Origin of the sequence: Mesorhizobium sp. M0563 (genome assembly GCF_040321065.1) — a bacterium.
In the GTDB taxonomy this organism is placed as follows: domain Bacteria; phylum Pseudomonadota; class Alphaproteobacteria; order Rhizobiales; family Rhizobiaceae; genus Mesorhizobium.
This window is the reverse complement of record NZ_JAMYQV010000019.1, coordinates 1-18,764: the sequence shown is the minus strand read 5'-3', so window position 1 is coordinate 18,764 and position 18,764 is coordinate 1. Positions and strand designations below refer to the sequence as shown.

Annotated in this window: 17 protein-coding genes; 12 read left to right on the top strand and 5 right to left on the bottom strand. The window is 64.4% G+C overall.

The window, feature by feature from the left end:
- Window positions 1–16: 16 nt before the first annotated feature.
- On the top strand, window positions 17–877 hold the full coding sequence (locus NKI50_RS22345) for a TIGR01459 family HAD-type hydrolase (protein ID WP_023717121.1): 861 nt from the start codon (window positions 17–19) through the stop codon (window positions 875–877).
- A 53-nt stretch (window positions 878–930) separates the two neighbouring features.
- Window positions 931–1,914, top strand: coding sequence for a bifunctional riboflavin kinase/FAD synthetase (locus NKI50_RS22340; RefSeq protein ID WP_023717122.1), 984 nt, complete (start codon window positions 931–933; stop codon window positions 1,912–1,914).
- Window positions 1,915–1,916: 2 nt separating this feature from the next.
- Here the strand turns inward: NKI50_RS22340 and NKI50_RS22335 are convergent, their stop codons facing one another.
- A complete protein-coding gene (locus NKI50_RS22335; protein WP_023717123.1) occupies window positions 1,917–2,471 on the bottom strand; it encodes an HdeD family acid-resistance protein in 555 nt (184 codons plus the stop codon).
- Between the two features lie 334 nt (window positions 2,472–2,805).
- Between NKI50_RS22335 and NKI50_RS22330 the strand changes: the two genes are divergently transcribed.
- Both NKI50_RS22330 and NKI50_RS22325 read left to right on the top strand, forming a co-directional pair.
- Window positions 2,806–3,711, top strand: a complete 906-nt coding sequence (locus NKI50_RS22330; RefSeq protein ID WP_031193457.1) for an alpha/beta hydrolase — start codon at window positions 2,806–2,808, stop codon at window positions 3,709–3,711.
- Between the two features lie 199 nt (window positions 3,712–3,910).
- Window positions 3,911–4,723, top strand: coding sequence for a MipA/OmpV family protein (locus NKI50_RS22325; RefSeq protein ID WP_352717583.1), 813 nt, complete (start codon window positions 3,911–3,913; stop codon window positions 4,721–4,723).
- Window positions 4,724–4,758: 35 nt separating this feature from the next.
- On the opposite strand, the gene NKI50_RS22320 is transcribed toward NKI50_RS22325, so the two are convergent.
- Window positions 4,759–4,971 (bottom strand): MbcA/ParS/Xre antitoxin family protein, encoded by a 213-nt coding sequence (locus tag NKI50_RS22320; protein WP_023717126.1) that lies wholly within the window; start codon window positions 4,969–4,971, stop codon window positions 4,759–4,761.
- A gap of 112 nt (window positions 4,972–5,083) precedes the next feature.
- Entirely contained in the window at window positions 5,084–5,269 is a 186-nt protein-coding gene (locus NKI50_RS22315) for a hypothetical protein (RefSeq protein WP_023717127.1), read from the bottom strand.
- Between the two features lie 43 nt (window positions 5,270–5,312).
- Here NKI50_RS22315 and ileS point away from each other — a divergent pair, with 43 nt between their 5' ends.
- Window positions 5,313–8,303, top strand: a complete 2,991-nt coding sequence (ileS, locus tag NKI50_RS22310; protein ID WP_023717128.1) for an isoleucine--tRNA ligase — start codon at window positions 5,313–5,315, stop codon at window positions 8,301–8,303.
- Window positions 8,304–8,498: 195 nt separating this feature from the next.
- Window positions 8,499–9,179: a hypothetical protein gene (locus NKI50_RS22305; RefSeq protein ID WP_023717129.1), complete on the top strand. Its 681-nt coding sequence runs from the start codon at window positions 8,499–8,501 to the stop codon at window positions 9,177–9,179.
- Window positions 9,180–9,265: 86 nt separating this feature from the next.
- Here NKI50_RS22305 and NKI50_RS22300 read toward each other — a convergent pair whose 3' ends face one another.
- On the bottom strand, window positions 9,266–9,718 hold the full coding sequence (locus NKI50_RS22300) for a nucleoside deaminase (protein ID WP_023717130.1): 453 nt from the start codon (window positions 9,716–9,718) through the stop codon (window positions 9,266–9,268).
- A 76-nt stretch (window positions 9,719–9,794) separates the two neighbouring features.
- On the opposite strand from NKI50_RS22300, the gene NKI50_RS22295 reads away from it, so the two are divergent.
- The 5 genes from NKI50_RS22295 to NKI50_RS22275 all read left to right on the top strand — a co-directional run bounded on the left by NKI50_RS22295 (window position 9,795) and on the right by NKI50_RS22275 (window position 16,554).
- Window positions 9,795–11,846, top strand: coding sequence for a pseudouridine synthase (locus NKI50_RS22295; protein WP_023717131.1), 2,052 nt, complete (start codon window positions 9,795–9,797; stop codon window positions 11,844–11,846).
- On the top strand, window positions 11,827–12,381 hold the full coding sequence (rsmD, locus tag NKI50_RS22290; protein WP_023717132.1) for a 16S rRNA (guanine(966)-N(2))-methyltransferase RsmD: 555 nt from the start codon (window positions 11,827–11,829) through the stop codon (window positions 12,379–12,381). The genes NKI50_RS22295 and rsmD overlap by 20 nt, the downstream gene beginning before the upstream one ends.
- A gap of 104 nt (window positions 12,382–12,485) precedes the next feature.
- Complete coding sequence (locus tag NKI50_RS22285; RefSeq protein WP_023717133.1) at window positions 12,486–13,850, top strand: M16 family metallopeptidase; 1,365 nt, start codon at window positions 12,486–12,488, stop codon at window positions 13,848–13,850.
- A gap of 286 nt (window positions 13,851–14,136) precedes the next feature.
- Complete coding sequence (locus tag NKI50_RS22280) at window positions 14,137–15,381, top strand: M16 family metallopeptidase (RefSeq protein WP_036244232.1); 1,245 nt, start codon at window positions 14,137–14,139, stop codon at window positions 15,379–15,381.
- Between the two features lie 279 nt (window positions 15,382–15,660).
- The gene (locus NKI50_RS22275; RefSeq protein ID WP_023717135.1) at window positions 15,661–16,554 is read left to right on the top strand and encodes a patatin-like phospholipase family protein; all 894 of its coding nucleotides are present in this window, start codon (window positions 15,661–15,663) and stop codon (window positions 16,552–16,554) included.
- An 89-nt stretch (window positions 16,555–16,643) separates the two neighbouring features.
- Here NKI50_RS22275 and NKI50_RS22270 read toward each other — a convergent pair whose 3' ends face one another.
- A complete protein-coding gene (locus tag NKI50_RS22270) occupies window positions 16,644–17,540 on the bottom strand; it encodes an MBL fold metallo-hydrolase (protein WP_031193462.1) in 897 nt (298 codons plus the stop codon).
- A gap of 140 nt (window positions 17,541–17,680) precedes the next feature.
- Between NKI50_RS22270 and NKI50_RS22265 the strand changes: the two genes are divergently transcribed.
- A complete protein-coding gene (locus tag NKI50_RS22265) occupies window positions 17,681–18,586 on the top strand; it encodes a LysR family transcriptional regulator (protein WP_023717138.1) in 906 nt (301 codons plus the stop codon).
- Window positions 18,587–18,764 lie beyond the last annotated feature (178 nt).

The following is an 18,764-nucleotide window of genomic DNA, read 5'->3' as shown; positions in this document are numbered from 1 at the left end:
GTACAGGGACAACGGCATGGCGGATTCGCCCGACATCATCGGTTCGCTCGCAGACCTGTCGGGAGCCTATTCAGCCATCCTGTGCGATGTCTGGGGCGTGGTGCACAATGGCGAATGGCATTTCCCCGCGGCTGCTGCCGCGCTGATCACTGCTCGCGCGGCGAAAATACCTGTCGTGCTGATCACCAATTCGCCGCGCCGCAGCGCCGACGTGGTGGCGCAGATGAACGCTATCGGTGTTCCTTCCGCCGCCTACGATCGTGTCGTGACGTCCGGCGACGTGACCCGCGACCTGATCGCCGACGGGCCGCGAAAGATCTTCCATATAGGCGCCGATCGAGATTTCACGCTCTATGATGGTCTCGACGTCGAGCTTGTCGAGGAGTTCGAAGCATCCGGCGTGGTCTGCACCGGCTTGTTCAATGACGAGGTGGAAAAGCCGGAAGATTATGCCGATCTTCTGCGGCGGCTGCGTGCCAGGAACCTGCCCTTCATCTGCGCCAATCCCGACATCGTCGTCGAGCGCGGCGAACGCATGATCTGGTGCGCAGGGGCTTTGGCCCGCGAATACGCGCAGCTTGGCGGGCGCACCCTGATCGCCGGGAAACCCTATGCGCCGGTTTATGAGGTCGCCATGAAAGAGATCGCCGTCATTCTCGGCCGCACGGTCGAGCGTTCGCAAGTTCTGGCCATCGGCGACGGCATGATGACCGACATCAAGGGCGCGGCCGATAATGGCTTCGACGTGCTCTACGTATCGGGCGGCATCCATGCCCGCGATTACGGTGAAGCGCTGCAGCCAGACCCGGCCAGGCTCGCGGCCTTTCTCGAAAAATACGGCTACAGGCCGGTCGCGGTGATTCCCAGACTGCAATAAGTTCAGGCCCAGACTGCAATAGGTTCAAGCCCAGACTGCAATAGGTTCAAGCTATGACGGCAATGTTCGAACGCATTTCCGCAACCGCACCGCTGCCGGCCCATCTGCGTGGCGGCGTGGTGGCGATCGGCAATTTCGACGGCGTCCACCGCGGCCACCAGGCGGTGCTCGAACGCGCGCGCGCCGAAGCGGAGCGTCGCGGCGTACCTGCCCTGGTGCTGACCTTCGTGCCGCATCCGCGAAAAGTGTTCAGGCCGGACATGCCGCTGTTCGTGTTGACGCCACCGCCGATGAAGGCGCGGCTGCTGTCGCATCTGGGCTTTGCGGCGCTGGTCGAGCAGCCGTTCACACGCGAGTTCGCCTCCTTGTCGGCGGAGGCTTTCGTCACCGGCGTGCTCGAGCGCAACCTCGGCATAAGCCACGCCGTCACCGGCTTCGATTTCCATTTCGGCAAGGACCGCCAAGGCGGCCCGGCCTATCTGATGGCGGCCGGCGAGCGCCACGGCTTCGGCGTCACGCTGGTCGATGCCTTCCGCGACGAAAGCGCCGAGGTGGTGTCGTCGAGCCGCATTCGCACGCTGCTGTGCGAGGGCAATGTGGCCGAGGCCGCCGGCCTGCTCGGCTACCGTTTCACCGTCGAGGCGGAGGTGATCGGCGGCCAGCAGCTCGGCCGGACACTCGGCTTTCCGACCGCAAACATGAGGCTTTCGCCGGAAGCCACCCTGAAGGACGGAATTTATGCAGTCCGCTTCCGCCGCGCCGACGGCTCGCTTCATGATGGCGTCGCCAGCTTCGGCCGCCGGCCGACGGTCGACGACAATGGCGCACCATTGCTGGAGACTTTTGTGTTCGACTTTTCCGGCGACCTCTACGGCGAGATTTGTGCCGTGTCCTTTTTCGGCTACCTGCGTTCGGAGGTGAAGTTCGACGGGCTTGATGCGCTGGTCGCACAGATGAAGCGCGATGAGGCTGAGGCGAAGGCACTGCTCGCCGGCGTCAGGCCGCTTTCCGGGCTCGACGCGGCCATAGCTTTCTGAATCTACTTTTTCAGCGCCAAGCCGACGGCAATGAAGGTCCAGCCTTGGAAAATCAGGTCGACGGCCAGGAACAGGCCGAGCACCCACACGCTGTTGACCGGCCAGCCCATGGCGATGACCAGTCCCGCCAGCGCGCTGATGATGCCGGCCGCGACCACCCAGCCCCAGCCCGGCTGCGGCCGGTGGCTGTAGCCGACCCAGGCCCTGAGCACGCCTGAAGCAAGGAGTGCGACTGCCAGGAGGAAGGTTAGCACCGTCGAGGCGAGGACCGGATTGTCGAAGGCGAAGAAGCCGGCGACGGCGTAGAGGAGGCCGCTGAGCAGCCAATAGAAGAAGCGGCCCCATGTCTTCACGCCGAAGGCATGGATGATCTCGACAACGCCGGCCATCAGCATCAGCCAGCCCACGACAAAGACGGAGGCGACGGTTGCGATGAACAGATTGCCGAAAGCGATGCCGCCGAAGACAAGCAGCAGCACCCCAAGCGCGACGAACCATCCCCACTTCGCCCGCGTCTGGCCAATGGCGTCTTTCAAGGCGTCGCCGTGCAGTGTCATCACCCTTCTCCCTCAAGGTTGCCTAGCTTCTTTGTTCCGGAAGGTAGCGCCGATCGCCTTGCCCGTCCAGCGAGCAGGCTGCGAGCGCCACGCCCCGAGCGATCCGCTTGCCACACTTCCGCTTTGTCCCGAAGAGGCCAAATATCAGATGGAATATTCGACCATATGCGAGGGGAGTGCTAAAGATGACGAGTGGGTTTAGGGGCGACCCGCCGTCTCGTGTATTCGCCATGACGCAAGTGTAACGAAAAATCCCCAGCGCTGGCATTGGCCCTTTATCGATGACGTGCTGCTGTACGCCGTTTTCTACGCTTGCTGAGGCTAGGGAAGCAAAATGGGCGACGTGGACGAACACCTCGATCTGACGGAGATCAACGCCGTCCGCAGGTTGTTGACCTCAAAGCCACGAACGGTCCGCTGGGACGAACGCCGGGCACGGCTCGACGAGGTTGGTTCGGTGTGGCCGATTGCCGAGGACATCCGATGCGAGGATGTGGTTTTCGATGGCCTCGAGGGAGAGTGGTCCCTGGCGCCTGCGAGTGACAGGGATAAGGTTCTGCTGTTTTTCCACGGTGGTGGCTACTGCTCCGGCTCTCCTAAAAGTCATCGTCGAATGGTGACAGAGGCAGGTCGGGCAATGGGAATGCGCACTCTCGCGATCGACTATCGACGCGCACCGGAACATCCTTTCCCTGCGCAACATGAAGACGCACTCACCGCATGGCGCTTTCTGAGGCGGCAAGGGATCGCGCCGGATCGCATCGTGGTTGGCGGAGACAGTGCGGGCGGCAACCTCACCCTGTGCCTGGTCAGTATATTGCGCGCGGCAGGCGAGCCGTTGCCGCGATGTCTTTGGCTGGTTTCGCCCTGGACGGACCTTTCGATGTCCGGCGCGACACTATCAACCAAGGACGCAATCGACCCCATCATCCACCGGGCGTATTTGGAGGAACTGGCAACCGCCTATGTTCCCAATGGCGTTGGTCGGCGCGATCCCCTGATCTCGCCGTTGTTCGCCGATCTGAGCGGATTTCCCCCAATGCTTATACAAGTCGGTTCGGCCGAGACGCTGTTGTCGGACGCAACTCGGCTCGCGGAAGCCGCTGGCGCGACTGACGTCAAAGTACGTCTCGAAATTTGGCCGCATATGATTCACGCTTGGCCGGTTTGGAATGCGCGGTTGAGTGCCGGTCGCCGCGCTCTTCACAGCGCGGGCACGTTTGTCCACGAGTATTTATAACCCTTGCCGAGGCAACTGCTGGCGCATTCCAGACGTCTTGATCTGGGATCTTGGTGCGCCAATACGATTCGTTGCTATGCGGAAAACAGGGCCAACGCCGCCAATGTTACGGATATTAAGTCAAATTTTACCGAAATGGCGCCATGGCTTGGATGAAGGCTGGTTGTATCGGCCAATGCGTTCGACGTATGGAGTAACGATGCGGTCAGTCCCGACGATCCCGACGGTCTTGGCCGCATTCATGCTCGGCACCTGCGGCGTTGCCAAGGCCGGCGAGGGCACCTTCGGCTGGCTGTCCGGAGACTGGTACCTGACGGTCGGCGCCACCGGCATGGTCGCGCCGAATTTCGAGGGCGGCAAGAAGTACCTGCTCAGCGCCTCGCCGATCATCTCGCTCGGCAAGGCTGGTCCCGCGGCGCGCTTCAACTCGCGCAACGACAATATCTCATTGGCATTGATCGACGATGGCGGCGTCCGCGCCGGCCTGACAGGCAAGTTCCTGTTTTCCCGCGATGGTGGTGACGCCGACGAATTGAAGGGTCTCGACCCGGTGCGCTGGGGCGGCGAGGCTGGCGGCTTCTTCGAATTCTATCCTTTGGATTGGCTGCGTGCCCGCGCCGAATTGCGGCACGGCATTCGCGCCCATAACGGCTTTGTCGCCGACATCGCCGCCGACGCCTTTTACGATGTGACGCCCGACGTCAGGATTTCCGGCGGGCCGCGCATTTCATTCGCCTCATCGGACTATTTCGACGCCTATTATGGCGTTGATGCCAAGGAGTCACTGGCCTCGGGGCTCAGCGAATATCATCCAGGCGGCGGGGTGAAATCTGCGGGCCTGGGCGGCGCGGTGACCTGGAAGGTGACCGAGCCGATGACGGCCAGTCTGTTCGGCGAATATTCCCGCCTGATGGGCCCGGCCGCCGATTCCAGCCTGGTCAAGGAGCGGGGCTCCAGGGATCAGTTCATGATCGGCGTGTCGACGACCTATCGCTTCGATTTCTCGATGTGAGCGGGCGGGTTGTGCACGACGGAGAGCCGCAAGGCTCAGACGACTATGCCGTAGCCGATCCGATTGAGTTCCTCTTCCACAAGCGTGGCACCTGTTGCAGACTGAAGGAGATCGATGGGCGCGTCGTTGAGAACCCGACTTCGCTTACGCAGCCAGCGTTGCGCCTTTTCATGGTTGCCAAAAACGCGATTCGCCATCGTTGAAATGCGTTCAAGTCGCAAGGCGGACTCGGTAGTCGTCAGGGTCACATTCCGTCCTTCCAGCGCGCTAAACTGTGAAATGCAAACCGAAGATGCTGGTCTCTCGACGCCATCTACCGACAAACATAGGCGCAATTGGTGTACGCTCCTAGCGGAAGCATCAGAGTTCGGGCTTTTCAACATCGCCGGTCTCAGTTAAAAGCCCAGCCATGACGAGCTTTTCGCGCCTTCTCGCGACTGCGATACGAATTACAGGCCCGGTGTTCCGGGCGGCTTGACCGCCGCCGGAGCCGCCGGGAATCTTGCGCGCGGCCTCTCGCGCTTTTTCCAGATCATGATAGTTCAACGCCCGGGCTCTTTTGCCGACGGGCAACGCATATGGCAGACGAATGACTGATACCGAGACCGCCGAGACGATCGACTATTCCAAAACGCTCTACCTGCCGCAGACGGATTTTCCGATGCGCGCCGGTTTGCCGGAAAAGGAACCGCTGCTGGTCAAGCGCTGGCAGGATATGGACCTTTACCGCAAGCTGCGCGAAGACGCAGCCGGCCGCGAAAAATACGTGCTGCACGACGGCCCGCCCTATGCCAATGGCAACATTCATATCGGCCATGCGCTGAACAAGATCCTCAAGGACGTCATCACCCGCTCATTCCAGATGCGCGGCTATGACTCGAACTATGTACCCGGTTGGGATTGCCACGGCCTGCCGATCGAATGGAAGATCGAAGAGCAGTACCGCGCCAAGGGCAAGAACAAGGACCAGGTGCCGGTCAACGAGTTCCGGCAGGAATGCCGCGAGTTTGCGGCGCACTGGATCAAGGTGCAGGGTTCCGAATTCCAGCGCCTCGGCGTCGTCGGCGACTTCGACAATCCCTATACGACGATGGCTTTCCACGCCGAGGCGCGCATCGCCGGCGAGCTGCTGAAATTCGCCATGTCCGGCCAGCTCTATCGCGGCTCCAAGCCGGTGATGTGGAGTGTGGTCGAGCGCACCGCGCTGGCCGAGGCGGAGGTCGAATACCAGGACTATGAGTCGGACACGATCTGGGCGAAGTTTCCGGTCGTCAGCCTCGCTCGCCAGGTCATCAACATCGATGATGGGCAGCCAGCCCTGGATCCCAAGCTGACGCAGACGTCGCTCGATCTGCTTGATGCCAACGTCGTCATCTGGACCACGACGCCGTGGACCATCCCCGGCAACCGCGCCGTCAATTACTCGCCGCGCATCAACTATGGTCTCTACGAGGTCACGGCGGCCGAGAACGCCTTTGGCCCCCAGCCCGGCGAAAAGCTGATCTTTGCCGAGAAACTTGCAGACGACGCTGCCGCGAAGGCCAAGGTCACCCTGAATCGTCTTCGCGGCGTTGGCGCCGAAGAGCTTGAAAATCTTACGCTTTCGCATCCCCTCAAAAGTCTGGGTGGTGGCTACGAATTCCCTGTGCCTATGCTGGCCGGCGATCATGTCACCGACGATGCGGGCACCGGATTCGTCCACACCGCGCCGGGACACGGCCGAGAAGACTTCGACGCCTGGATGGATGCCGCCTCTGATCTTCGCCAGCGTGGCATCGACACCGCGATCCCCTTCACCGTCGACGATGCCGGCTTCTTCACCAAGGACGCGCCGGGCTTCGGCCCGGACCGCGAGGGTGGAGCGGCGCGCGTTATCGACGACGATGGCAAGAAGGGCAACGCCAACCAGGCCGTCATCGACGAGCTGATCAAGCGAAACGCGCTGTTCGCGCGCGGCCGGCTGAAGCACTCCTATCCGCATTCCTGGCGCTCGAAGAAGCCGATCATCTTCCGCAACACGCCGCAATGGTTCGTCTATATGGACAAGGAGCTTGGCGACGGCACGACGCTGCGCAGCCGCGCCCTGAAAGCCATCGACGATACCCGTTTCGTACCCGCCGCCGGCCAGAACCGCATCCGCGCCATGATCGAGGAGCGCCCTGACTGGGTGCTGTCGCGCCAGCGCGCCTGGGGCGTGCCGATCGCCGTCTTTGCCGATGCCGACGGCAATGTCCTGCGCGACGAGGCAGTCAACCAGCGCATCATGGACGCCTTCGAGAAGGAAGGTGCCGACGCCTGGTTCGCCGCCGGCGCCAAGGAGCGTTTCCTCGGCAATCACGATGCCTCGAAATGGCAGCAGGTGATGGACATCCTCGATGTCTGGTTCGATTCAGGCTCGACGCATGCCTTCACGCTTGAGGACCGGCCCGACCTGAAATGGCCGGCCGACGTCTATCTCGAAGGCTCCGATCAGCATCGCGGCTGGTTCCACTCCTCGCTGCTCGAAAGCTGCGGCACCAGGGGCAGGGCGCCCTACGAAACCGTCGTCACCCATGGCTTCACCATGGATGAGGAGGGGCGGAAAATGTCGAAGTCGCTCGGCAACACCGTCGTGCCGCAGGACGTCATCAAACAGTCCGGCGCCGACATCTTGCGGCTGTGGGTGGTGACGACCGATTATTGGGAAGACCAGCGGCTCGGCAAAAACGTGCTGCAGACCAACATCGACGCCTACCGCAAGCTGCGCAACACCATCCGCTGGATGCTGGGCACGCTCGCCCATGACGATGGCGAGGAGGTGCCGCTGGACAAGATGCCGGAGCTGGAGCGGCTGATGCTGCACCGGCTCGCCGAGCTCGATGAAGTCGTACGCTCGGGCTACGACGCCTTCGAATTCAAGCGCATCACCCGCGCGCTGCTCGACTTCATGGTGATCGAGCTGTCGGCCTTCTATTTCGATATCCGCAAGGATGCGCTCTACTGCGAAGCGCCTTCCAGCGTGAAGCGCAAGGCTTCCGTGCAGGTGGTGCGCCATCTCTTCGACTGTCTGGTGAAATGGCTGGCGCCGATGCTGCCTTTCACCATGGAAGAGGCTTGGCTCGACCGTCATCCGGATGTCGTCTCGGTGCATCTCGACCAGTTCCCGGAGATCCCGGCGGACTGGAAGGACGAGGCGCTGGCGGAGAAGTGGCGCAAGGTGCGGCAGGTCCGCCGTGTCGTCACCGGCGCGCTGGAGATCGCCCGCGCGCAGAAGGTCATCGGCTCTTCGCTGGAAGCGGTGCCGGTCGTCACTCTCGACGATGCCCTACTCGAAGCGGCGATCGCCGATGTCGACATGGCCGAGATGGCGATCACCAGCGATCTGGTTATCGCGCACGGCAAGGCGCCGGCGGGCGGCTTTACCCTCGACGATGTCAAAGGCGTCGCCGTGGTCGTTGAGAAGGCGGAGGACCGCGGCCTGGTGAAATGCGCACGCTCCTGGCGCTACACCGCCGATGTCGGCTCAGATCCGGAATTCCCGGATGTTTCGGCCCGTGACGCAGCTGTCCTGCATGAGCTGAAGGCTTTGAGCCGCCTTTAAGGCGGTGCACAATTGCCACGGCGGGCGGCCGATCGGCCCCCGTGCGTTGCCCTTAACGAGTGGTTGAGGTAAACACGCGAAACTCCGGACGACAAATTGTCGCCGGAATTCCGTCGGAAGAGCATAGGCGATGGGGGCCGGACCTTTCTTTGGCCGGCGGCAATCGAGAGGCTGTCTACAGTGGGACTTTTTGGCATGACCGAGAGAACTTACGCGCGCGTCGCGCTGCTGGCGCCGCTTGTCGTATCGAGCCTCGCCTTGTCCGGCTGCATGGGCTCGCCCACCTACGGGACCGACAAGACCGCGGGCGCGCAGCTTGCCGGCGACCTCACCGGGGCTTTTTCCTTCGCACCCAAACGCAAGGATAGTATCGACTACAAGCCGCGCCCCACGCTGGTGAAGCCAGGGCCGGGGCAGAAGGAAGTCTTGCCGCCGCCGCAGGAAAGCATCGAGACGGCGAGTGCCGAATGGCCCGAATCGCCGGAGCAGCGCCGTGCCCGCCTGCGCGCCGATGCCACCCTGCATCAGGACGACCCGGCCTACCAGGCGCAGGTCATCGATGACGTGCAGACGGATCCGGCGTCGGTCAAGGCCGCGCTGAAGCAGTCGGGCTCGAGCCACCCGCCAGCCTGGACTCCGGCCGATTCGGACAAGGACCGCGCCGCGGAAATCATGCGCCGCCGGGCTGAAGGCAAACAGGGCGACCCGACCACCCGCAGATATCTGAGCGAGCCGCCGGTGCAATACCGCGCTGCCGCCGACACTGCGCCGCAGGGTGACCTCGGCGAGGACGAGTACAAGAAGGAACGCCGCCTCAAAAGGGAGGCGGCCGCCAAGAGCAAGAGCAGCGGCATGTTCGACTGGCTGCCCTGGTAGACTGACGGCGCCAGAGACGTTCTGGCCTGGATTGGCTGAACTGGATTGGCTGACTTGGATTCGGTCCGTCTGCCGAACCAGGAAAATCAGGGTCCGCGTCGCTCGCGAAAAAAGTCCTTCAGCAATGCTGCTGCAGCGTTCTCGGCCATGCCAGGATAGATGTCGGGCACATGATGGCAGGTCGGTGACGTGAAGAAGCGAACGCCATTGACGACTGCGCCGCCCTTCTCGTCGGCGACGCCGAAATAGAGCCGGCGCAGCCTGGCGAAAGAGATGGCGCCGGCGCACATGGTGCACGGCTCCAGCGTCACATAGAGATCGTGGCCGCTGAGCCGCTCGCTGGAAAGCTTGCGGCAGGCCTCGCGGATCGCCAGCATCTCGGCATGGGCGGTCGGATCGGCGAACTCGCGGGTGCGGTTGCCGGCACTCGCAACGACCGTATCGCCGCCGACGACGACCGCGCCAACCGGCACCTCGCCACGCAGGGCGGCGGCTTCGGCTTCTTTCAGCGCCAGCGCCATGAAATCCTGCCGCCTCACGCGGTTTCCATTCCGATTATCTCCTCGCCACTAGAGCGCGATCCTGTTACTACCCGCGCAAACGAGCAAAGGCCACATGGACGACAAAAACAAGAAATTCCCGCGCAAGGCCGGCCCGAAACCGGCGGGGCCGCGTGGTCGCGATGGCGCTCCCGGCAAGGGTGGCAAGCCGTCCTTCGGCGTCAAAAAACCCTACACTCCGCGCGGCGATCGGCCGGCGGCGGCCGAAGGCGAACGGCCGAAACGCGACTTCAAGCCGAAGCGCGAAGGCGACCGGCCGTTCGGCAAAGGGCTGCGTCCGGAAGGCAAGCCTTATGAGAAGCGCGAAGGTCCACGCAAGCCTTATGCACCGCGCGGCGATCGGCCGGCGGCGGCCGAAGGCGAACGGCCGAAGCGTGACTTCAAGCCGAAGCGCGAAGGCGACAGGCCGTTCAGCAAAGGGCCGCGTCCGGAAGGCAAGCCTTATGAGAACCGCGAAGGTCCACGCAAGCCTTATGCACCGCGCGGCGACCGGCCAGCAGCTGCCGAAGGCGAGCGGCCGAAGCGCGACTTCAAAGGCAGCGAGAGGCCATTCAGCAAAGGGCCGCGTCCGGAGGGCAAGCCTTATGAGAAGCGCGAAGGTCCGCGCAAGCCCTACGCGCCGCGCGGCGACCGGCCGGCCGCTGCCGAAGGCGAGCACGGCGAAAAGCGCTTCGACCGTCCCAAGCGTGACTTCGGGGATCGTCCTAAGCGTGATTTTGGCGGCGATCGGCCGCAAGGGGCACAAAGGGCACAGGCGGCATCGGAGGGCGGCTTCAAGCCGCGTCCGCGTCGCGTCGAGGCAACGGAAGAAGCCGGCGAACGCATTGCCAAGCGGCTGGCGCGTGCCGGCCTGGCCTCGCGCCGCGATGCCGAGGAACTGATCGCGGCCGGCCGCGTCAAGGTCAACGGCAGGGCGCTGACCTCGCCGGCCTTCAACGTGATGCCCGGCGACATCATCCATCTCGACGGCATGGAGATCCCGCCGATCGAGCGCACGCGGCTGTTCCTGTTCAACAAGCCGGCCGGCGTGGTCACCACCAACCGCGATCCCGAAGGCCGCAAGACCGTCTTCGACGTGCTGCCCCCCGGGCTGCCGCGGCTGATGACCATCGGCCGGCTCGACATCAACACCGAAGGGCTGCTGCTGCTCACCAATGATGGCGGCCTGTCGCGCGTGCTCGAACTGCCGGCGACCGGCTGGCTGCGGCGCTACCGCGTGCGCGTCCACGGCAAGGTCGAGGAAAGCGCGCTCGCGGGCCTGCGCGAAGGCATTGCCGTTGACGGTGTCTTTTATGGCGCCATCGAGGCGACGCTGGACCGCGAGCAGGGTTCGAATGCCTGGCTGACGCTCGGCCTGCGGGAAGGCAAGAACCGTGAGGTCAGGAACATCCTGGGCTCGCTCGGTCTCGACGTGACGCGGCTTATCCGCATTTCCTACGGGCCGTTCCAGCTCGACGATTTGCCGGAAGGCCATGTGTTGGAGATCAAGGGCCGCGTGCTGCGCGACCAGCTCGGCGAGCGCCTGGTCGAAGAGTCCGGTGCCAATTTCGACGCCGATATCGCCAAGCCGTTTTCCAACAAGCCGGTCAGGCGTGAGCGGGAGGAGGAGCCCGAGCGGCCGAAATTCACCCGTGACGGCGAACGCCGTCCGATCGGCGAGGGCGGCCTGATCAAGAACCGCAAGCGCCGCGAAGGCAGCCGCGACGAAGCGCTCGGCAAGCTGTCGACAAAACCGGAGAGGAGCTTTGGCGAGCGTGGCGCCAAACCTGAACGCGGCGACTTCGGGGACAAACCCCGTGGCGACAAGCCTCGTGGCGGCTTCGGCGGCAAGAAATCCGAACGCGAGCAGCGGCCGATCGAACCGCCGGGCCAGCGCAAGGCCAATGTCTGGATGGCGCCGGGGGCGCGGCCGATCGGCAAGGGCAGGGCGGAGGCAGACGCCGCCAAGGCGGCGGAAAACAAGGCGCGCAAGGCCGCTTTCAAGCCGTCTTATGGCAAGCCCGGCGGTGCAAAGCCGTTCGGCAAGCCTCGTGGCGAACGTTCGGATAGCGGTGGCGACCGGCCGCGTGGCGGCCCGAAAGGAAGCAATGCGGATCGTCGGCGGTGAGCTTCGCGGGCGTCCGCTGGCGACGCCCCGCACCTTTGCCATCCGCCCGACGACCGACCGCACGCGTGAGGCGGTCTTCAACGTGCTGGCGCATCGCTTTCCCGAAAAACTGAACGGCGCGCGCGTGCTCGACCTGTTCGCCGGCACCGGCGCGCTCGGCCTCGAAGCGCTGTCGCGCGGCGCTGCCTATGCTGTCTTCATCGAGGAATCCGCCGAAGGGCGCGGCCTGATCCGCACCAATGTCGAGGCTTTCGGCCTCACTGGGCGCACCAAGATATTCCGTCGCGACGCGACGGCCTTGGGCGAGGCGGGCACCATCGCTGCATTCGGCCTGGTCTTTGCCGATCCGCCCTATGGCAAGAGCCTTGGCGAACGCGCGTTGCGCTCGGCCAAGGCCGGCGGCTGGCTCGCCCCCGGCGCGCTCTGCGTAGTCGAGGAAGCGGCGGCGGCGCCGTTCGAGGCAGGGCCGGGCTTTTCGGTTGTCGACGAGCGCAACTATGGCGAGACGGTCATCCGCTTCATCGAGGTTGGGTGAGGCCCCGCAATTGGCGAGGAAGCCGCGCCTTCAAAATGACGAACAATTCGCTTTGCCTCGACCAGCAACCCCGCCTATCGTTCCACCCCAAACCGGAGCCATCTATGACATTTCAGGCTGAATGGCTGCGCGGAACGCTCTTGGGACTGGCCCTGGTGATGGCCGAGCCGGCTCTGGCGGACAACAATCCCGACGACGGCGCAGTGACGGATTTCTTGCTCGACAACGGCATGGAGGTCGTCGTCATCCCCGACCACCGCGCCCCGATCGTCACCCATATGGTCTGGTACAAGATCGGCAGCGCCGACGAGCCGCCGGGCAAATCCGGCATTGCCCATTTCTTCGAGCATTTGATGTTCAAGGCGACCAGCAACCATGCGGCCGGCGAGCTCGATCGCGCCGTCGCCGCCATCGGCGGCTCGGACAACGCCTTCACCTCCTACGACTACACCGCTTTTCATGAGACAGTGGTGCCGCAGGCGCTCGGTGAGATGATGGGCTTCGAGGCCGACCGCATGCGCAATCTCATCCTCAACGACGATGTCATCAAGACCGAGCGCGACGTCATCCTCGAGGAGCGCCGCTCGCGCATCGACTCCAATCCGCAGGCGGTGCTCGACGAGGAGATCGACGCCACGCTGTGGCAGAACCAGCCCTACCGCATCCCGGTCATCGGCTGGATGCAGGAGATGGAGAAGCTGAACCGCACCGACGCGATGGCCTTCTACAACAAATATTATACGCCCAATAACGCCGTGCTGGTGGTGGCCGGCGATGTTGAGCCGGAAACGGTCAAGACGCTGGCCGAAAAGACCTATGGCAAGATCGCGCGCGGCCCGGATCTGCCGCCGCGCATCCGCCCGATCGAGCCCGAGCAGAACACCAGGCGCACGGTGACGCTGACCGACGGGCGCGTCAGCGTGCCGAGCTTTACGACGCAGTGGGTGGTTCCGTCCTATCACACGGCAAAGCCCGGCGAAGCCGAAGCGCTCGACGTGCTGTCCGAAATCCTCGGCGGCGGCAACCGCAGCCGGCTCTACCAGGAGCTTGTCGTCAGGCAAGGGATAGCCGCCGCGGCCGGCGCCTTCTTCCAAGGCACCATGCTCGACGACAGCAATTTCACCGTCTATGGCGCGCCGCGCGGCGATGCCAAGCTTGCAGACGTCGAGGCCGCGGTCGACGTCGAGATCGCCCGCATCGCGAAAGACGGCGTCACCAGCGATGAGCTGGAAAAATCCAAGGACCGTTTCGTCCGCTCGATGATCTTTGCCCGCGACAAGCAGGAGGACATGGCCAACATCTACGGCTCGACGCTCGCCACCGGCGGCAACGTCCAGGACGTCCAGCAATGGCCCGACCGCATCCGCAAGGTCACCGCCGACCAGGTCAAGGCGGTCGCTGCCCGCTATCTCAATCTCGACCACGCAACGACCGGCTATCTTCTGCCGCAAACCCAGGCTGGGAATTGATTTGATGATGAACCAGCACGGTCCCGCTCTGCCTTCTCCCCCGGGCTCCTCCCCTTCTCCCCTTGTGGGAGAAGGTGGCCGAGCAAAGCTCGGTCGGATGAGGGGTGTTCCAGCTTGGCACCAACGGCACTCCGTCCAACACCCCTCAACCGTCTCGGCGCTTCGCGCCGATCCACCTTCTCCCACAAGGGGAGAAGGGAAGCACGCGCGCTCCGGCCCTCTTCTAGCGACCCTCATCCTCTCCCTCGTCTTCCTCATCCTGCCGGCGCTTTCGGCTCGTGCTGCCATGAACATCCAGGAGGTGACCTCGTCGAAGGGCATCACCGCCTGGCTGGTGGAGGATTATTCGGTGCCGATCGTCGCCATCCGCTTCGTCTTCGATGGCGGCGCGACGCAGGATCCGCCCGGTAAGGAAGGGCTTGCCAACCTGATGAGCGGTCTGTTCGACGAAGGCGCCGGCGACCTCGACAGCGAGGCCTTCCAGGTCAAGCTTGACGATGTCGGCGCCGAGATGAGCTTCGATGCGCAGCGCGACGGAATCTACGGCTCGATGCGCATGCTGGCCGAGCAGCGCGACGGCGCCTTCGACCTGCTGCGCGTGGCGGTCAACCAGCCGCGCTTCGACCAGGTGCCGATCGACCGCATCCGCGCGCAAATCCTGTCCGGCATCATCGCCAACGAGCGCGATCCCGATACGCTCGCCCAGCGCAAATGGCTGGACGCGATCTACGGCAGGCATCCCTATGCGCGGCCGGACCAGGGCACCAGGCAAAGCATCGCGACGATCACGCCGTCCGATCTCAGCGCTTTCCACAAGGCGAATTTCGCCCGCGACGGTCTGCATGTCGCGGTGGTCGGCGCCATCGACGCCGAGACGCTGAAGCAGAAGCTCGACCTGGTATTCGGCAGCCTGCCGGAAAAGCAGGCGCTTACGCCCGTTCCCGACATCGACCTGAAACTTGGCCAGCAGCTCGAGGTCGTTTACGACCAGCCGCAGGCCTCGCTGCAACTCGCCTATCCCGGCGTGAAGCGGAACGCGCCGGATTTCTTCGCCGCGGTGCTGATGAACGAGATCCTCGGTGGCGGCACTTTCACCTCGCGGCTGTTCGACGAGGTGCGCGAGAAGCGCGGCCTGGCCTATAGCGTCAGCTCCGACCTCGTCGACCACCAGCATTCCGAGGCGCTTTCCATCACCACCTCGACCCGCGCCGACAGGGCGGCCGAGACGCTGGCCGTGGTGCGCGACGTGGTCAAGCGCATGGCCGAGGAGGGGCCGACCGAAGCCGAGCTGGCGGCGACCAAGAAATACATGATCGGCGCCTATGCCATCAACAATCTGAATTCCTCCGGCGCGATCGCCGCAACGCTGGTCGAGATCCAGCTCGGCAAGCTCGGCATCGACTACATGCAGCGCCGCGCCGCGCTGATAAACGCGGTGACGCTGGACCAGGTCAAGGCAGCGGCGAAAAAGCTGCTCTCCGCCGAGCCGGCCGTCATGGTGGTCGGGCCGAAGCTGGGAAGCAAGGGATGAGCCGTTGCCCGCGTTTTCCAGGCGCTGGCGCCGCCCCGGTCGGCTCCCCCTTCTCCCCTTGTGGGAGAAGGTGTCGCCGAAGGCGACGGATGAGGGGTGTTCCAGCTTGGCATCGGCGGCACTCCGTCCAACACCCCTCATCCGTCTCGGCGCTACGCGCCGATCCACCTTCTCCCACAAGGGGAGAAGGAAAGACGCGCTACGGCCACAAACCGCCGGCAATCCGGATGACGGGGCATTTGCCCAATTTCGATAGCACCGCCGCATCGAGTGTCAGAAATGGGGGCTAGCAAAGGCTCCGCGGTCGGCCCTAGCTTCGGCATCGCCTTTGGCGGCGGCGGCGCGCGTGGGCTGGCGCATATCCACGTCATCGAGGTGCTGGACGAACTGGGCATAAGGCCGGCGGCAATCGCTGGCTCGTCGATCGGCGCCATCATGGGCGCCGGCATGGCCTCTGGCATGACCGGCAAGGACATTCACGACTATACGCGCTCGATCCTCGGCCGCCGCGCCGAAGTGGCGACGCGCATGTGGCGGGCGCGGCCCGGCACCTTTGCCGAAGCGTTGCAGGGCGGCTTGCGGGTCAGCCAGTTCAATGTCGAGCGCATCCTCAAGGCGTTCCTGCCCGATGCCATCCCCGAGACTTTCGCCGAACTCAAAATACCGCTGAAGGTGACGGCAACGGACTTTTATGGCCACAAGCTCGCGGTGCTCGACGAAGGCGAGCTGCATTCGGCGCTGGCCGCTTCGGCGGCGATCCCGGCGGTGTTCCGCCCGGTGATGCGCGACGGCAGGCTGCTGATCGACGGCGGCATCTACAATCCCGTGCCGTTCGATCTGATCGAGCTCGACGCCGACATCGTCATCGCCGTCGACGTGGTCGGCGCGCCGACCGAGGCCGGGCGCAAATTCCCGACCTCCGTCGACCTGATGTTCGGCGCCACGCAGCTGATGATGCAGTCGATCATCGCCAGTAAGCTGAACCAGAGCCGGCCCGACATCCTGATCCGGCCGGCGGTGTCGAAATACCGCGTGCTCGATTTCATGAAGGTCGAGGCGCTGATGGCCGAGACGGTGGCGATCAAGGACGAGCTGAAGCGCGAGATCGAAAGGGCGGTCGAGGCGCGGGCCAAGGCCGAAGCCAGCAAGCGCACCAACCGTCTCGGCGGATGACAGCCGTCAGGCGCCCGGCGTCAACGCCCGCTGGACCATGAGCGTATCCTTCGTAAGTGGTGCGGATCAGCTCGAGATTGGCGCCAATCTCAGCCCCACTTCATCTCGCCGGTGGCGACCTTGGAGCCGATGTCGAGCGCAACCCCCATGCCGAGGCCGGGGAAGCGGGCTTCCATGGCGCTCTTCAGCGCGGCAGCGTCCTTGGCCTTGGCCAGTTCTTCCTCGAAGGCGATGAGATAGGTTTTTGTGTGCTCGACGCCCGAAAGGTCGGTCGCCGCCCCAGGCGTCATGTGCCCAGGCACGACGATCGCCGGCTTGCGCGCCGCGATCTTTTCGAGGTTGGCCAGCCAGGCGGCGCGCAGTTCCCTGGTCGGGGTGTCGGCGGTCCAGACATGCACGCCGGCAAAGATCATCACCCCGCCGAACACCGCGTTCAGCGACGGCACGAACAGATAGCGCCGGTTGCCGAGGCCTTCCGCGGCGACGATCTCGATGCTCTCGCCGTCGACGCTGAGCGTCTTGCCGTCGAACGCTTCCGGGATGACGACGTCGGCCAGCGCCTGCGGGCCATTTTCCTTCAGCTGCGGCCCCCAGACGGCGAGCTTCTTTTCGACATTGCCGTTGATGGCGGCCACCGTCTCGGCTGCGGCGATCACCCGTGCCTGCGGGAACGTCTGCTTGATCCGCTTGAGGCCGAAATAATAGTCGGGGTCGGACTGGCTGACATAGATGGTGGTGAGCGTCTTGCCGGTCGCCTTGATCGCCTCGGCCACGGCCCGGCCGTCGGGGTAGGTGAAACCGGAATCGATCAGCACGGCTTCGGTGGCGCCGGAGACCAGCACCGGGGCGCGGAAGAAGCCGTTTTCGCCGGCGGGAAAATGCTTCCAGGAAAGCCCGCTGGCCGCATGGCCAAGCCCGGCGGGAGCAAAGACCGCGGCAGCGCCGGCGGCGAGGGTGGTTTTCATGATGCTTCTCCGTGTGAACATGGATGTCTCCTGGGAATGCGGAATTCGGCGGCCTCGATGCCCGCAAGATGGCAAAAACGGAATGCATATTGAAGGCCGACAAAATAGACGTAATGTATGCTTTCGCCTGACAATGGGGCTGCATCTGCCATGAGCCACGCATGAACCTGAACCGGCTGGCCTATTTCGCGGCGGTGGTCGACGCCGGCTCGTTCACGCGGGCCGCCGAGCGGCTGGGCATCACCAAGGCGGTCGTCAGCCAACAGGTGGCGCGGCTGGAGCTCGATGTCGGAACGACGCTGCTGATCCGCACGACGCGCCGCGTCCATCCGACCGAGGCCGGCCGGACATTCCATGCCCGCTGCCTGCAGGTTCTGCAGCAGGCCGAGGATGCCTTCGACGAGCTCGCGCAGGCCGCCGCCGAGCCGACCGGCACGCTGCGCATCGCGGCGTCCAACGACTACGGCACGTCGGCGGTGGTGCCGGTGGTCGCCGCCTTCAGCGCGCGCTATCCCGCCTGCCGGGTGGAGCTGACGCTGGGCGACGAGACGATCGACCTGGTTTCCGGCCACATCGACGTGGCCATCCGCGTCGGCTGGCTGGCCGATTCCAGCCTGCAGGCGCGGCGCATCGGCACCTTCCAACAATTCATGGTGTGCGGCGCCGGGTTTGAAGGCCGGTTCACGGCCGGGGAACCGCAAGACCTTGCCGGGCTGCCCTTCATCGCCAACATGGCGCTGCGCGAACCGCTGCTATGGCAATTTTCGCGCGGCGACAACGAGCAGCAGGTCGTGCGCATGCAGGCAACGATCGCCATTGACGCGACGCCGGCAGTGCTGGCGGCCGTCCGCGCCGGCGCCGGCCTGTCGGTGCTGCCGGACTTTCTGGTGCGGGACGAGCTGGCCGCCGGGCGGCTGGTGCAGGTCCTGCCCGAGTGGCGGCTGCCCTCCGGCGGCATCTACACAGTCTACCCCGCCGCCCGCTTCCGCCCGCCCAAGGTGACGAGGTTTGTCGAGATGCTGATTGCGGCCGAGCAGAAGCTGGAGGCAGGCGGGCGGGGGCGCTGATGGGCGAAGCAGCGATCTCCCCCCCAACGGCAGGGCTATCGCATAGGGGGCCCCCCTCATCCGGCCGCTTCGCGGCCACCTTCTCCCCGCTGGGGAGAAGAGGCTGGCGTTAACGCCGGCGACCTCCTCTCCCCTCGGGGAGAGGTCGGATTGCCATCCGAATTGCCCTTCGCAATTC

Coding starts and splice junctions, on each gene's coding strand:
- NKI50_RS22345 (WP_023717121.1), top strand. CDS start 17: ATGGCGGATTCGCCCGACATCATCGGTTCGCTCGCAGACCTGTCGGGA.
- NKI50_RS22340 (WP_023717122.1), top strand. CDS start 931: ATGACGGCAATGTTCGAACGCATTTCCGCAACCGCACCGCTGCCGGCC.
- NKI50_RS22335 (WP_023717123.1), bottom strand. CDS start 2,471: ATGACACTGCACGGCGACGCCTTGAAAGACGCCATTGGCCAGACGCGG.
- NKI50_RS22330 (WP_031193457.1), top strand. CDS start 2,806: ATGGGCGACGTGGACGAACACCTCGATCTGACGGAGATCAACGCCGTC.
- NKI50_RS22325 (WP_352717583.1), top strand. CDS start 3,911: ATGCGGTCAGTCCCGACGATCCCGACGGTCTTGGCCGCATTCATGCTC.
- ileS (WP_023717128.1), top strand. CDS start 5,313: ATGACTGATACCGAGACCGCCGAGACGATCGACTATTCCAAAACGCTC.
- NKI50_RS22305 (WP_023717129.1), top strand. CDS start 8,499: ATGACCGAGAGAACTTACGCGCGCGTCGCGCTGCTGGCGCCGCTTGTC.
- NKI50_RS22295 (WP_023717131.1), top strand. CDS start 9,795: ATGGACGACAAAAACAAGAAATTCCCGCGCAAGGCCGGCCCGAAACCG.
- rsmD (WP_023717132.1), top strand. CDS start 11,827: ATGCGGATCGTCGGCGGTGAGCTTCGCGGGCGTCCGCTGGCGACGCCC.
- NKI50_RS22285 (WP_023717133.1), top strand. CDS start 12,486: ATGACATTTCAGGCTGAATGGCTGCGCGGAACGCTCTTGGGACTGGCC.
- NKI50_RS22280 (WP_036244232.1), top strand. CDS start 14,137: ATGAACATCCAGGAGGTGACCTCGTCGAAGGGCATCACCGCCTGGCTG.
- NKI50_RS22275 (WP_023717135.1), top strand. CDS start 15,661: ATGGGGGCTAGCAAAGGCTCCGCGGTCGGCCCTAGCTTCGGCATCGCC.
- NKI50_RS22270 (WP_031193462.1), bottom strand. CDS start 17,540: ATGTTCACACGGAGAAGCATCATGAAAACCACCCTCGCCGCCGGCGCT.
- NKI50_RS22265 (WP_023717138.1), top strand. CDS start 17,681: ATGAACCTGAACCGGCTGGCCTATTTCGCGGCGGTGGTCGACGCCGGC.